The organism is Azospira sp. MPR-LB4 (assembly GCF_058809525.1).
Genome location: NZ_CM179521.1, coordinates 3,528,604 through 3,540,533, shown reverse-complemented (window position 1 = coordinate 3,540,533; position 11,930 = coordinate 3,528,604). Strand labels below are relative to the sequence as shown.

The following is an 11,930-nucleotide window of genomic DNA, read 5'->3' as shown; positions in this document are numbered from 1 at the left end:
GACAGCACGGGCCGCCCGGGCGGAATGGGCCTGCAGCGTGAGCCAAAGCGCCACGACGGGTTGGGAAATGCGGAGATCGACGGTTGCGGCGTTCATGCCTGCAGCTTCATTTCGACGAAGTATTCCTTCTCTTTCGGGAAGGGATAGACCGGGTAGCCGGTGGCGGCCTCGATGGCCTGCACGGCGGCGTCGATGCCCTCAGGCGTTTCCGTCGCCAGCACGAACCACATGTTGAAGGCGTGCTCCCGGGCGTAGTTGTGGGCCACCTGGGGCAAGGCATTGACCTGTTCCGCCACCCGCTCGAATTCGGCGTCGGGCACAGCCATGGCGGCCAGGCAGAAGGCGCCGCCCAGGCGCTCGATCTGGAACATGGGGCCGAAGCGGGTGAGGATGCGGTCGTCCAGCAGGGACTGCAGCCGGGCCAGCAGCTCGGCCTCGCTGATGCCCAGCTTGGTTGCAGCCTCGGCATAGGGCTCCGGGCTCAGGGGGAAGTCGCCCTGGAGGGCGTTGATGATGCGCCGATCCAGTTCATCCGGCTCCCGGGCCGGCGCCAGGGCGGCGCGGCGGGAGGGTTTCGTCTTCTCCGCTGTATCAGCCATGGGCGGCCTGCCTATGGGTATCGGCATCAGCCCGGGGTGCCTGGGGTGCATAGCGGGCGCCGGTCTGCTTGTAGCGCCGGGTGGAAAAGAGCAGCTCGTTGGGGAAGGCGTCCAGCCCCAGGCGTTCGCCCAGGCCGCGGCGCAGTTCCACCACTTCCTCCCGGGCCTTGCCGTGGATCATGCAGAACAGGTTGTAGGGCCAGTGGGGCGCCATGGGGCGGCGGCGGTAGCAGAGGGTGACGCCGGGCTCGGCGGCGAGGCTCTCGCCCAGGGCACTCACCTCCCCTTCCGGCACGGCCCAGACGCACATGGCGTTGGCGGTGTAGCCCAGCTCATGGTGCCGCACCACCACGCCGAAGCGCTTGAGGATGCCCCGCTCCAGCCACTGGCCGAGCAGTTCCAGCAGACGCCCTTCCTCCAGGCCGGCCCGGTAGGCCAGGGCGCGGAAAGGCTGGGGCTCCAGGGGCAGGCCCTCCTGCAGCACCGGCATCAGCCCCTGCTCTTCCCGGGTCAGTTCGATGGGCTGCTCCAGGGAGGGCACCGCCGCCACCGGCTGGCGCCGGGCGCCGCCGCCGGCCAGGTCGAAACCCAGGTCGATGTGGAACTCTTCCACCAGGGGCAGGGAAATGACGGGGCAGCCGGTCTCGGCCTCGATGGCCGCCAGCACCGCATGCAGACGCAGGGCGTCCGGCGCGGTGGCGACGAACCACAGGTTGTAGGCGTGCTCCCGGGCGTAGTTGTGATTAACCTCGGGATGGGCGCTGACCCGGCCGGCCACCCATTCCAGCCGCTCCGGCGGCGCCTGCAGGGCGGCCAGGGTGCTGGCGCCGACCCGGCGCGGGGCGAAGACGGCACCGATGCGGTTCACCATGCCCTGCTGCTGCCAGTGACGGTATTGCTCCAGCACCTCCGCCTCGCTCAGCCCTTGGGCCGCACCGATGGCGGCAAAGGGCCGGGAGACCAGGGGGAAGTCCCGCTGGTAGTCGTTGAGCAGGGGGAAGCGGGCGGCGTTCATGGGCATGGACGGGCGAGGCGTCAGAAGCCGGTGCGGGCAGCGCGGCTGGTGAAGAAGATGCCGCTCGGGCTCTCCGCCTTCAGCTCGGCCACTGGCGCCTTGGTGCGGGTGTCGAAAACGGTGACCTTGTTATCGTCCCGGGCCGAGAGCCAGACGGCCTCGCCGCGGGGCGCGAATTCCATGTGCAGGATGGCCTTGCCCGGTTGCAGGGTGTGGGTCACCTTGCCTTCCAGGGTGTCGATGACCTGGACCCAGCCGTTGTCGGGGAAGGCGAAATTGACCCAGATCTCCCGCCCGTCGGGCCGGGCCATGACGAACACCGGCTGGCTCTTCACCGGGATGCGGGCCGTCTCCTTCCAGGTCTTGGTATCCACCACCAGTACCTCGTGGCGGCCGATGGCGGGCAGGTAGGCCTTGCCGCCGGCCACGGACCAGCCCCGCAGGTGAGGCATCTTGTACACCGGCAGGGGCTGCTCGCCCTTGCCGTAGCCGGCGAGAATCTTCTGCACGCCCTGCTCCGGCTGCCAGGTGTCGAGCATGGCCAGGCCGTCCTCGCCGAAGAGGCCGGCGATGTAGTAGCGGCCGTCCGGCGTCACCAGGGCGTCGTAGGGCTGCTTGCCGGCGGAGTATTTCTGCACCTTGGGCGCCTTCACATTGGAGAGGTCGGCCACCCAGATTTCCCCGGCTTCGAAGAGGGAAAAGGCGAAGCGGTTGCCCGACAGGTCGGCCAGGCCCACCACCTTGGAGCGCACCCCGTTCATGTCCACGGACGGAATGTCCGCCACCAGTTCCAGGGTCTCGGCGTCGAAGGCCTTGATGCCGCCCGGCTCGTAATTCTGGGCCACCACCAGCTTGCCGTCCTGGGAAATGGCACCGCCGATGGCGTTGCCGGCCTGGACGATGCGCTTGGCGATGGAGGCGTTGAGGATATCCACCTTGGTCAAACCGCCGTCACGACCGAAGACGTAGGCGTAGCGCTGGTCCCGGCTGAAGACCACGGAAGCGTGGGACAGGTCACCCAGCCCGGGCACCTTGGCCAGGGCCGTTTTCGAGGTGGTATTGACCACCTGCACCTGGCCGATGGAACGCTCGATCACCACCCCCAGGTCGCCGCTGCCCCGGGGTGCCGGGGCGCTGGCGCAACCGGTCAGGAGGGAGAGCAGGAGAACAGGCAGAAGAAAGCGGCGGGAAACGACAGGCGTGGCAGGCGTCATGGCGGTCTTTCGCGGGGAATTCAAATTATTCGTTGGGGAAGCCGGCCTGGAGCTGCTGCACGATCCACTGGGCCTCGGCCTCGTTGATGATGCCCTTGAAGGGCGGCATGGGCGTGCCCGGCCGGCCATGCAGGATGGTGGCCACCATGCTCTCGGCAGGCCGCTGGCGGAAGGTCTCGGCAGTGAGGGCCGGCCCCAGGCCGCCCTTGAGGGTCAGGCCGTGGCAGGAACCGCAATCCTGACGAACCATATGCACCAATTCTTGGGCGCGGGGAGCGGGAACTGCCACTTCCGTGGCACTAACGGCAAGGGGCAGCAAGGCCGCGGTCAGGCCAAGGCCGCTCAGGCAAATGCAGGGGAAAGAAATGGCGGGCTTCATGGGCACCCATCTTGCCGCCCGGCCCACCAGGACACTTTGATAAGCATCAGCTTTCGATGCAGAAAGACCGTGGGGGTTGTAGGGGGAAATACAGACAGAGGCTGTTGTCGGCCACAAGCAGAGGTTGGGTTGCCCTAACACTGACGTTGCCCTGTGTGGTTGTCCACCATATGGATGTTGTTATACTGACGGGGAATATTCCAAATGACATAAATTGGCGTGCTTAGGGCGCGTGGCCATGATGCCTTCCTACGAAGACTGGATATCCCATTGCTTTGCCCGCCCAGTCTCTGACCCGGCTTGGTACTTCGACGTTGATTCTCCGTCGTGGGAGGCGCCGTCTTCAACCTCACTCCAGTTTATGACTCGCTTGTTCACATCGTCGGCGCATGTCTGTGAGCAGTTCACCGACGCACAACTGGACCAAGGCTTCTGGTACTTGGTGAGCCCATCGGGTAGTGATCACATGTTTGCCTTGCTTGATGAGTCACTTCCAGAGGCCAATCGCCTAACATGTCTTCGCGCAATGAATTCACTTTTCCAGGACCTCTTCGCAGCTCGCTGCACAGATGTGGCGTCAAGCAGAAGGCAATCCGGTGAAGGCCTCTCGCCCCTTAACTCCATTTGCCATATGTGGTGGGAGGTCATACCAATTCATGGCAAGCCAGCGGACTCAACTCGGCGAACCCTTGACGCCACTGTTCTTGAGGTACTTCAGTCGCAACTAGAGATTTCCTCAATCGCGTGTCAAGAGAGTGCTCTTCACGGTCTTGGGCACTGGGCGCACTACTACCCAGAGCGAGTTGAAGAGATCGTTGCCCAATTTCTTGAAAGCCAAAACGATAACGCAACGCTTCGCGCATATGCGACTGCGGCGGCAAAAGGAAACGTTCAATGAGCCGCCTCCCTAATCCCTTCGCTAAGGGGACCTGTCTGCGGCAGGCCCCTTACATCGAACGGTAGAGCGCTTATGTCGTCACGCCGCGTAATCGTCTTAGTGATTTTCTGTTCCATCGTTGCATTCTGCAGTGGCCTGGGGCTTGGTTTTTTTCAAGGCCTTTGGGCGTACAACGTTCTAGATTCCACTCCCCGTGCAGCTCTGGCCGTTGCAAACCTGCATGCGTTAGAAAAAGGCAATGAGAAACCAGTCAAGTTGCTTCTTGAAAGCCAGGTAGATTCTGCTCTTGGCTTCTATCCCTACATGCAAGAGCAATGGTGGTATGGGCTGTTTGAATCAGGCTGGTTGCTTGTCGATCCAAATGATTACCCAAACTATATCGAAAGAGCCGCGACCTATCGGAAGACGCATGTTTCACCACTTCGCGGGTGTGCAAGTACGCCGGCGGGAGAGCCGCTGACTGAAGCGCATAAGCAAATGTATGTCGAAATTAAAGAGCATCAAGACCGAGAGGATGCAACCGTGGCGAAGTATGCAAAGTAAGCGCCCTAACCCTTCCACCAAGAGGGACCGCCCACAAGCTGCGTTTTGGGTTCCCTTCGCGGCTTCGCCGCTACGGCGGCCTCTCAGGTCAAACGTTCCTGATCGTTCGCTTCTATAAGCCACCTACTTCCGCTTTTTGGGTCGATAGCCGACCTTCAGCACCGGCGCCCGCCTCTTCCTGAAGCGGGCGCTTAATTTTCTCAGCGGAAAAACTCCTCCAGCCGTTCAAACACCGCATGATCCGCCCCGTGGCGGCGGACCGTGCGCACGTCCTCCAGCTTCTCCACCTGCTTCACCATCTGCTCCAGGCGCCGGTCTTCCAGGACCAGTAGCCAGATGCGGCTGATGCTGCCGTCGCCTACGGGCAGGCAGAGGATGCCTTCCACGTTGTAAGCGCGGCGGGAGAAGAGGCCCACCACGTGGGACATGACTCCGGCGTGGTTATTCACTTCCAGTTCCAGCACGGTGCGCTGGGGGCGGGCCAGGGCGGCGTTTTCTTTTTTGCTGACGGCGTTCATCTCAGCCTCCAATCATGTCGGTGTTGGCGGCGCCGGGGGGCACCATGGGATAGACCTTCTCGTTCATGTCGATGAAGGCGTGGATGAGGCAGGGGCCGGGCCGTTGCAGGGCCTGGCGCAGGGCGGCCCGGGGATCGGCGGCGGTGTCCAGGTCCAGGGTGTCGATGCCGAAGCCTTCGGCGATCTTGAGGAAGTCGGGCTGGCCGGCGAATTTGGAGGCGAAATAGCGCTTGCCGTAGAACAGCTCCTGCTGCTGGTACACCAGGCCCAGGGCGTCGTTGTTCATGAGCACGATCTTCAGGTTGGCGCCGGCTTCGGCAATAGTGGCCAGTTCCTGGATGTTCATCAGGATGCTGCCGTCGCCGGTAAAGCAGACCACGGTGCGCTCGGGCTCGGCCAGGGCGGCACCGAGGGCGGCGGGAACGCCGAAGCCCATGGTCCCCAGGCCGCCGGAGGTGAGCCACTGGCGCGGCCGGCGCAGGGGGTAGGCCTGGGCCACCCACATCTGGTGCTGGCCCACGTCGGTGGCAATGGCGGCGGAATCGTCCAGACAGTCGGCCACGGCCTGGATCAGGCCGTAGTGGCTGCGCGGGTCTTCCAGGTTGGGCCGCTGCAGGCGGAAGCGGGAGCGCAGGTCGCCCATGTGGGTGAGCCAGCGCTTGCGCAGGTGGGCCTCCACCAGGGGCGAAAGTTTTTCCAGTACCTCGCCCACGTCGCCGGCGATGCCCACGTGGGCGTTCTTGATCTTGTCCAGTTCGGAGGGGTCGATGTCGATGTGGATGATCTGGGCCTTGGGGCAGAAGGCCGCCACCTTGCCGGTGGCCCGGTCGTCGAAGCGGGCGCCGACGGCGATGAGCAGGTCGCACTCTTCCAGCAGCAGGTTGGTGTAGCGGGCGCCGTGCATACCCAGCATGTGGATGGAGAGGGGATGGTCCACCGGCATGGCGCCCAGGGCCATGAGGGTCATGGTGGTGGGAAGCGACGCCTTCTCTGCCAGAGCCACGGCGGCCTCGGCGGCGCCGGAATGGACGACGCCGCCGCCCAGATAAAGGATGGGCCGCTCGGCGGCGTTGATCATGGCGGCGGCCTTTTCGATGGCCGCCATGTCCGGCGCCGGCAGGGCCTGGCGGCCGCCGGGGGCGGGCCACTGGCTGACCTCGATGGCCTGGGCCTGGACGTCCTTGGGGATATCCACCAGCACCGGGCCGGGGCGGCCGGAGGCGGCCAGGGTGAAGGCCCGGGGAATCACCTCCAGCAGCTCTTCTGCGGAGTTCACCAGGAAGTTGTGCTTGGTGATGGGGATGGAAAGGCCGTAGGTATCCACCTCCTGGAAGGCGTCGGTGCCGATCATGCTGCGGGGCACCTGGCCGGTGATGGCCACCAGGGGAATGGAATCCAGCTTGGCATCGGCGATGGCGGTCAGCAGATTGGTGGCACCGGGGCCGGAGGAAGCGAGGCAGACAGCGGGCTGGCCGCTGGCCCGGGCCATGCCCTGGGCGATGAAGCCGGCGCCCTGCTCATGGCGGGCCAGCACGTGGCGGATTTTTTCCGAGGCCGAGAGGGCGTCGTAGAAGGGCAGGATGGCGCCGCCGGGAATGCCGGAGACGGTGGTGACGCCCTGGCGTTCCAGCAGGCGGACGACGATCTGGGCGCCGGTAAGGGTTTCCGGCGCCGGGGCGGCATCCGTCTGGCGGGCGGCTTGGGGGGCTGGGGCATTCATGGCTGGGCTTCTCCTTGCGTGATCCGGTTTGGCTTGCCGGTCGGAGGGCCCAAAAACAAAACCCCCGCCGGGCTGTCGCGCCGGCGGGGGTTTTGTGGAATTCGGTTGGTTTCTTTACCGGACTTCGCTCATCCCAGCGGCGCACGCGCGTACTACTACGACTACGCGTACTACAGCGCCTACTACGCCAATGACGGACGCGCCCGCGCCGGCCCGGGAGGGCAGCGTGTTGCAGCGGTCGAAGTCGGCGAAGTTGTACATGGAGCTGATAAAGGATTCGCGGTTGAAGGCGGAAAAAAATTTGCCGGTAAAAAAAGTTTTTGCCACTGCTCCGGCAAAAACGATCCGACGATTATGCAGAAATTCCGGCGGGGCATGCAACAGGAAATTCACAGTTTCTGTGGATAAGTCTGTGGGCCGTTCCGGGACAGTCGGTGAAAAGCCACAGTATTACTGGGGATTAAACACTCTGCCCGTTTTCTGGGCAAAATGCTCCCGGCTGTGGAAAAGACCCTGTCGCCAAATACACTATATGTAGTTGTCTATTACTCTCGTACTACTACCTGTAGTGTCCAACCCCTTGCCCTCCGCTTGAGGGCTGGGGTAAAGTCTCCTCCGCGACGGTTCCCCGATTTCGGGACAAATGGGAATCCGGTGCGGCGATCAAGGAAGTCGGGATCAGACGGATTCCCCGCGAATCCGCAGCGAACTTTCCGCCCATGCCGGAGCTGCCCCCGCAACTGTAAACGGCGAGTTCGATGTCCACGCGTGCCACTGGGAGGCAGTTCCACCGGGAAGGCGGGCATCGGGCCAGGACCCGTGAGCCAGGAAACCTGCCGTCGCCAATTTTTCAGTCTGACCAGGGGCGGGGTGCCCCCCGGTGGATCGGGATTGTCCGCTGTCGGCCGCCATGGGCGTGCCCGCCGGCGCCTCGGCAGTCCCGCCGCCCTGGGCCCCCGTTCCGTTGATAACGGGAGTTCCACGATGCAAGCCGGCCTCTTCGCCACCCACCAAGCGTCATCCCACCTGCCCTCCGACAATCTGGACGACAGCCTGCCCAACGCCGCCGATCTGGCCGGCCGGGCCCAGTCCTTCGAGGTCATCCGCCGCAACGGTTCGGTAATGCCTTTCAATGCGGAAAAAATCTCCGTCGCCATGAACAAGGCCTTCCTGGCCGTGCACGGCAGCCAGGGCGCCGCCTCGGCCCGCCTGCGGGACCTGGTCTCCCGCCTCACCGCCATCGTCGTCCAAGCCCTCACCCGGCGCCTGCCCGGCGGCGGCACGGTGCATATCGAAGACATCCAGGACCAGGTGGAACTGGCCCTGATGCGTTCCGGCGAGCACGACGTGGCCCGGGCCTACGTGCTGTACCGGGAAAAGCGGGCCGCCGAACGGGCTGCCCAGGCGGCGGCCGCCCCCGCTGCCGCCGGCCCCCTGCTGCACGTGGTGGACGGCGACCGCCGCTTCCCCCTGGACCGGGCCGCCCTGCTGCAGCAATGCCGGGAAGCCTGCCAGGGCCTGGCCGACGTGGCTGCCGAAACGGTGCTGGAGCAGGCCCTGCACAACCTCTACGACGGCGTGCCCCTGGCCGCCGTGCGCCAGTCCCTGGTGCTGGCCGCCCGCACCCTGATCGAGCGGGAACCGGGCTACAGCAAGGTGGCTGCCCGCCTGCTGCTGAGCAGCGTGCGCGTCGAAGTGCTGGGGGAGGAAGCCAGCCAGGAGGCCATGGCCGCCCGCTACGCCGAAGCCTTCCCCGGCCTCATCCGCACCGGCGTGGACGCCGAGCTGCTGGATGCCCGCCTCAAGGACTACGACCTGGAACGCCTGGCCGCCGCCCTCAAGGCCGAGCGGGACCTGCAGTTCGACTACCTGGGCCTGCAGACCCTCTACGACCGCTACTTCCTGCACGTGGACGAGCGCCGCATCGAGCTGCCCCAGACCTTCTTCATGCGCGTGGCCATGGGCCTGGCCCTCAACGAGATCGACCGGGAAGCCCGGGCCATCGAGTTCTACAACCTGCTCTCCTCCTTCGACTTCATGAGCAGCACGCCGACCCTGTTCAACAGCGGCACCCGGCATTCCCAGCTCTCTTCCTGCTACCTCACCACCGTCTCCGACGACCTGGAAGGAATCTACCAGTCCATCAAGGAAAACGCCCTGCTGCAGAAATACGCCGGCGGCCTGGGCAACGACTGGACCCCGGTGCGCTCCCTGGGGGCCCGCATCAAGGGCACCAACGGCAAGAGCCAGGGCGTCATCCCCTTCCTCAAGGTGGTGAATGACACGGCCGTGGCCGTGAACCAGGGCGGCAAGCGCAAGGGCGCCGTCTGCGCCTATCTGGAATCCTGGCATCTGGACATCGAGGAATTCCTCGAGCTGCGCAAGAACACCGGCGACGAACGCCGCCGCACCCACGACATGAACACCGCCAACTGGATTCCCGACCTGTTCATGCAGCGGGTCATCAACGGCGGCGAGTGGACCCTCTTCTCCCCCAGCGACGTGCCCGACCTGCACGACAAGTTCGGCAAGGAATTTGAAGTCGCCTACAACGCCTACGAGGCCAAGGCCGACCGGGGCGAGATCCGTCTGTTCAAGCGCATTCCCGCCGTGCAGCTGTGGCGCAAGATGCTGACCATGCTGTTCGAGACCGGCCACCCCTGGATCACCTTCAAGGATGCCTGCAACCTGCGCTCGCCCCAGCAGCACGTGGGCGTGGTGCATAGCTCCAACCTGTGCACCGAGATCACCCTCAACACCTCCGATTCCGAGACCGCCGTGTGCAACCTGGGCTCGGTGAACCTGCCGGCCCACCTGATCCTGGTGGACGGCCAGCTGGTGCTGGACCAGGCCAAGCTGCAACGTACCATCCGCACCGCCATGCGCCTCCTGGACAACGTGGTGGACATCAACTTCTACGCCACCCCCAAGGCGCGCAACGCCAACGTGCGGCACCGCCCGGTGGGCCTGGGCATCATGGGCTTCTCCGATTGCCTGCACCGGCTGGGCCTGCCCTACGCCTCCGAAGCCGCCGTGGAATTCGCCGACCGCTCCATGGAAGCCGTCTGCTACCACGCCTACTGGGCCTCCACCGACCTGGCCGAGGAACGGGGCCGCTACTCCAGCTTCAAGGGCAGCCTGTGGGACAAGGGCATCCTGCCCATCGACTCCCTGCAGCTGCTGGAAGACGCCCGGGGCGGCTATGTGGAAGTGGACCGCAGCACCACCCTGGACTGGGACGCCCTGCGCGAGCGCATCGCCCAGGTCGGCATGCGCAACTCCAACTGCGTCGCCATTGCGCCCACGGCCACCATCTCCAACATCATCGGCGTCTCCGCCGCCATCGAGCCGGAGTACCAGAACCTCTACGTCAAATCCAACCTCTCCGGCGAATTCACGGTGGTGAACGAATCCCTGGTGCGGGACCTGAAGGCCCTCAACCTGTGGGACGAGGTGATGATCTCCGACCTCAAGTATTTCGACGGCTCCCTCGGCCCCATCGACCGCATCCCGGACGAGCTGAAGGCCCGCTACGCCACCGCCTTCGAGATCGACCCCACCTGGCTGATCCGGGCCGCCGCCCGCCGTCAGAAGTGGATCGACCAGGCCCAGTCCCTCAACCTCTACGTGGCTGCCCCCTCCGGCAAGAAGCTGGACGAGATCTACAAGCTGGCCTGGACCCAGGGCCTGAAGACCACCTACTACCTGCGCACCCTGGGCGCCACCGCCATGGAAAAGACCAGTTCCCCGGTGGACCGGGCCGCCGCCCCCGCCGCGCCCGAGCCCAAGTTCTGCTCCATCGACAACCCGGATTGCGAGGCCTGCCAATGAGCCAACTGCGTTTCGACGACTGGGACGACGCACCCGCCGCCACCCAGCCCGCCCCGGCTGCAACGCCCGCCCGGCAAGCATCTCCAGCCCCCCTGCCCGCCCAGGCAGGAACGGCGGCGCCCCTGGCCGGCACTACCCCGGCAGCCGCGCCCCGCCTGCCTGCCGGCGGCATCTCCCTGGCCCCCATCAACCCGGAAGACAAGCGGGTGGTGAACGGCAAGGCCGACATCAACCAGCTGGCGCCCTTCAAGTACCCCTGGGCCTGGGAGTTCTTCCTCAACGCCAACCGCAACCACTGGACGCCCCTGGAAATCTCCATGGCCCAGGACGTGCACGACTACAACCACAAGCTGACGCCGGCCGAGCGCCACGTCTTCGAGAACGTGCTGTCCTACCTCACCACCTCCGACATCCTGGCCATGCGCAACATCGGCCTGGCGGTGATGGAGAAGATGAGCGCGCCGGAGCTGCAGATCTACCAGGCCCGCCAGGTCTATGAAGAGGCCCTGCACACCTGGACCTACCAGCACTGCATCGAAAGCCTGGGGCTGGACCAGAAGGAAATCTACAACCGCTACCGGGTGGTGCCGGAAATCCACGGCAAGATCGCCCTGGCCAACCGCCGCCTAGAGCGGGTGATGCGTTCCGACTTCGACCTGACGGACCGGGATAACCTGCACGAATTCGCCCTCTCCTACCTCTTCTTCGCCGGCATCTTCGAAGGCTGCTGGTTCTACAACGGCTTCACCCCCATCTTCGCCCTGCAGCGCCGGGGCCTGATGAAGGGAACCGCCGAGCAGCTGCAGTACATCATGCGCGACGAGGTGCTGCACTGCGCCTTCGGCATCCGGGTGGTACGCCAGCTCCTGCAGGAAGAGAACCTGACCCTGGACCCGGTCCAGGTCAAGGCCCTGTGGGAAGAGGCGGAAGCCGCCGAATCGGCCTACGCCGGTTACATCCTGCGGGAGCCCATCCTGGGCTACAACGCCGACCTGCACCGGGACCAGTTCCGCTTCATCGCCAACCGCCGCGCCCGCCAGCTGGGCCTGGCCGAGCCCTTCCCCGGCGCCGAGAACGTGCTGCCCTGGCTCGACGAACAGGCCAATATGCGCAAGGAAAAGAACTTCTTCGAAACCCGCGTCACCGAGTACCAGACCGGCGGCGCCCTGGCCTGGGACTGAGCCGGGCGGCAGCCAGCGGCGTCGTGTCCTGG

At 65.1% G+C, this 11,930-nt stretch carries 10 protein-coding genes and 1 riboswitch; of the genes, 4 read left to right on the top strand and 6 right to left on the bottom strand.

Annotation, left to right across the window (positions count from 1 at the left end; genetic code table 11):
- Nucleotides 1–92: 92 nt before the first annotated feature.
- The 4 genes from AC3QLZ_RS16535 to AC3QLZ_RS16520 are packed head-to-tail and all read right to left on the bottom strand — an operon-like array spanning nucleotide 93 to nucleotide 3,207.
- Complete coding sequence (locus tag AC3QLZ_RS16535) at nucleotides 93–599, bottom strand: Lrp/AsnC family transcriptional regulator (RefSeq protein WP_014237003.1); 507 nt, start codon at nucleotides 597–599, stop codon at nucleotides 93–95.
- Entirely contained in the window at nucleotides 592–1,620 is a 1,029-nt protein-coding gene (ahbB, locus tag AC3QLZ_RS16530) for a siroheme decarboxylase subunit beta (RefSeq protein ID WP_014237002.1), read from the bottom strand. Before ahbB ends, AC3QLZ_RS16535 begins: the two co-directional genes overlap by 8 nt.
- Before the next feature lie 14 nt (nucleotides 1,621–1,634).
- Entirely contained in the window at nucleotides 1,635–2,828 is a 1,194-nt protein-coding gene (locus tag AC3QLZ_RS16525) for a cytochrome D1 domain-containing protein (RefSeq protein WP_014237001.1), read from the bottom strand.
- 25 nt (nucleotides 2,829–2,853) lie between these two features.
- A complete protein-coding gene (locus AC3QLZ_RS16520) occupies nucleotides 2,854–3,207 on the bottom strand; it encodes a c-type cytochrome (protein WP_014237000.1) in 354 nt (117 codons plus the stop codon).
- 970 nt (nucleotides 3,208–4,177) lie between these two features.
- Here AC3QLZ_RS16520 and AC3QLZ_RS16515 point away from each other — a divergent pair.
- Entirely contained in the window at nucleotides 4,178–4,648 is a 471-nt protein-coding gene (locus tag AC3QLZ_RS16515) for a hypothetical protein (protein ID WP_157870611.1), read from the top strand.
- A gap of 200 nt (nucleotides 4,649–4,848) precedes the next feature.
- On the opposite strand, the gene ilvN is transcribed toward AC3QLZ_RS16515, so the two are convergent.
- On the bottom strand, nucleotides 4,849–5,166 hold the full coding sequence (gene ilvN / locus AC3QLZ_RS16510) for an acetolactate synthase small subunit (protein WP_014236998.1): 318 nt from the start codon (nucleotides 5,164–5,166) through the stop codon (nucleotides 4,849–4,851).
- A 1-nt stretch (nucleotide 5,167) separates the two neighbouring features.
- On the bottom strand, nucleotides 5,168–6,886 hold the full coding sequence (gene ilvB, locus AC3QLZ_RS16505; protein WP_492783279.1) for an acetolactate synthase large subunit: 1,719 nt from the start codon (nucleotides 6,884–6,886) through the stop codon (nucleotides 5,168–5,170).
- 105 nt (nucleotides 6,887–6,991) lie between these two features.
- Between ilvB and AC3QLZ_RS16500 the strand changes: the two genes are divergently transcribed.
- From AC3QLZ_RS16500 to AC3QLZ_RS16490, 3 genes are all read left to right on the top strand, one after another.
- Nucleotides 6,992–7,294: a hypothetical protein gene (locus AC3QLZ_RS16500; protein ID WP_157870610.1), complete on the top strand. Its 303-nt coding sequence runs from the start codon at nucleotides 6,992–6,994 to the stop codon at nucleotides 7,292–7,294.
- A gap of 196 nt (nucleotides 7,295–7,490) precedes the next feature.
- A riboswitch (cobalamin riboswitch) is annotated at nucleotides 7,491–7,741 on the top strand.
- A gap of 129 nt (nucleotides 7,742–7,870) precedes the next feature.
- Complete coding sequence (locus AC3QLZ_RS16495) at nucleotides 7,871–10,717, top strand: ribonucleoside-diphosphate reductase subunit alpha (RefSeq protein ID WP_014236996.1); 2,847 nt, start codon at nucleotides 7,871–7,873, stop codon at nucleotides 10,715–10,717.
- A complete protein-coding gene (locus tag AC3QLZ_RS16490) occupies nucleotides 10,714–11,898 on the top strand; it encodes a ribonucleotide-diphosphate reductase subunit beta (RefSeq protein WP_014236995.1) in 1,185 nt (394 codons plus the stop codon). Before AC3QLZ_RS16495 ends, AC3QLZ_RS16490 begins: the two co-directional genes overlap by 4 nt.
- Nucleotides 11,899–11,930 lie beyond the last annotated feature (32 nt).

Bases quoted from the DNA above. Each gene is read 5' to 3' on its own strand.
- AC3QLZ_RS16525 (WP_014237001.1), bottom strand. From the start codon at position 2,828: ATGACGCCTGCCACGCCTGTCGTTTCCCGCCGCTTTCTTCTGCCTGTT.
- AC3QLZ_RS16495 (WP_014236996.1), top strand. From the start codon at position 7,871: ATGCAAGCCGGCCTCTTCGCCACCCACCAAGCGTCATCCCACCTGCCC.
- ahbB (WP_014237002.1), bottom strand. From the start codon at position 1,620: ATGCCCATGAACGCCGCCCGCTTCCCCCTGCTCAACGACTACCAGCGG.
- ilvB (WP_492783279.1), bottom strand. From the start codon at position 6,886: ATGAATGCCCCAGCCCCCCAAGCCGCCCGCCAGACGGATGCCGCCCCG.
- AC3QLZ_RS16520 (WP_014237000.1), bottom strand. From the start codon at position 3,207: ATGAAGCCCGCCATTTCTTTCCCCTGCATTTGCCTGAGCGGCCTTGGC.
- AC3QLZ_RS16535 (WP_014237003.1), bottom strand. From the start codon at position 599: ATGGCTGATACAGCGGAGAAGACGAAACCCTCCCGCCGCGCCGCCCTG.
- AC3QLZ_RS16490 (WP_014236995.1), top strand. From the start codon at position 10,714: ATGAGCCAACTGCGTTTCGACGACTGGGACGACGCACCCGCCGCCACC.
- AC3QLZ_RS16515 (WP_157870611.1), top strand. From the start codon at position 4,178: ATGTCGTCACGCCGCGTAATCGTCTTAGTGATTTTCTGTTCCATCGTT.
- ilvN (WP_014236998.1), bottom strand. From the start codon at position 5,166: ATGAACGCCGTCAGCAAAAAAGAAAACGCCGCCCTGGCCCGCCCCCAG.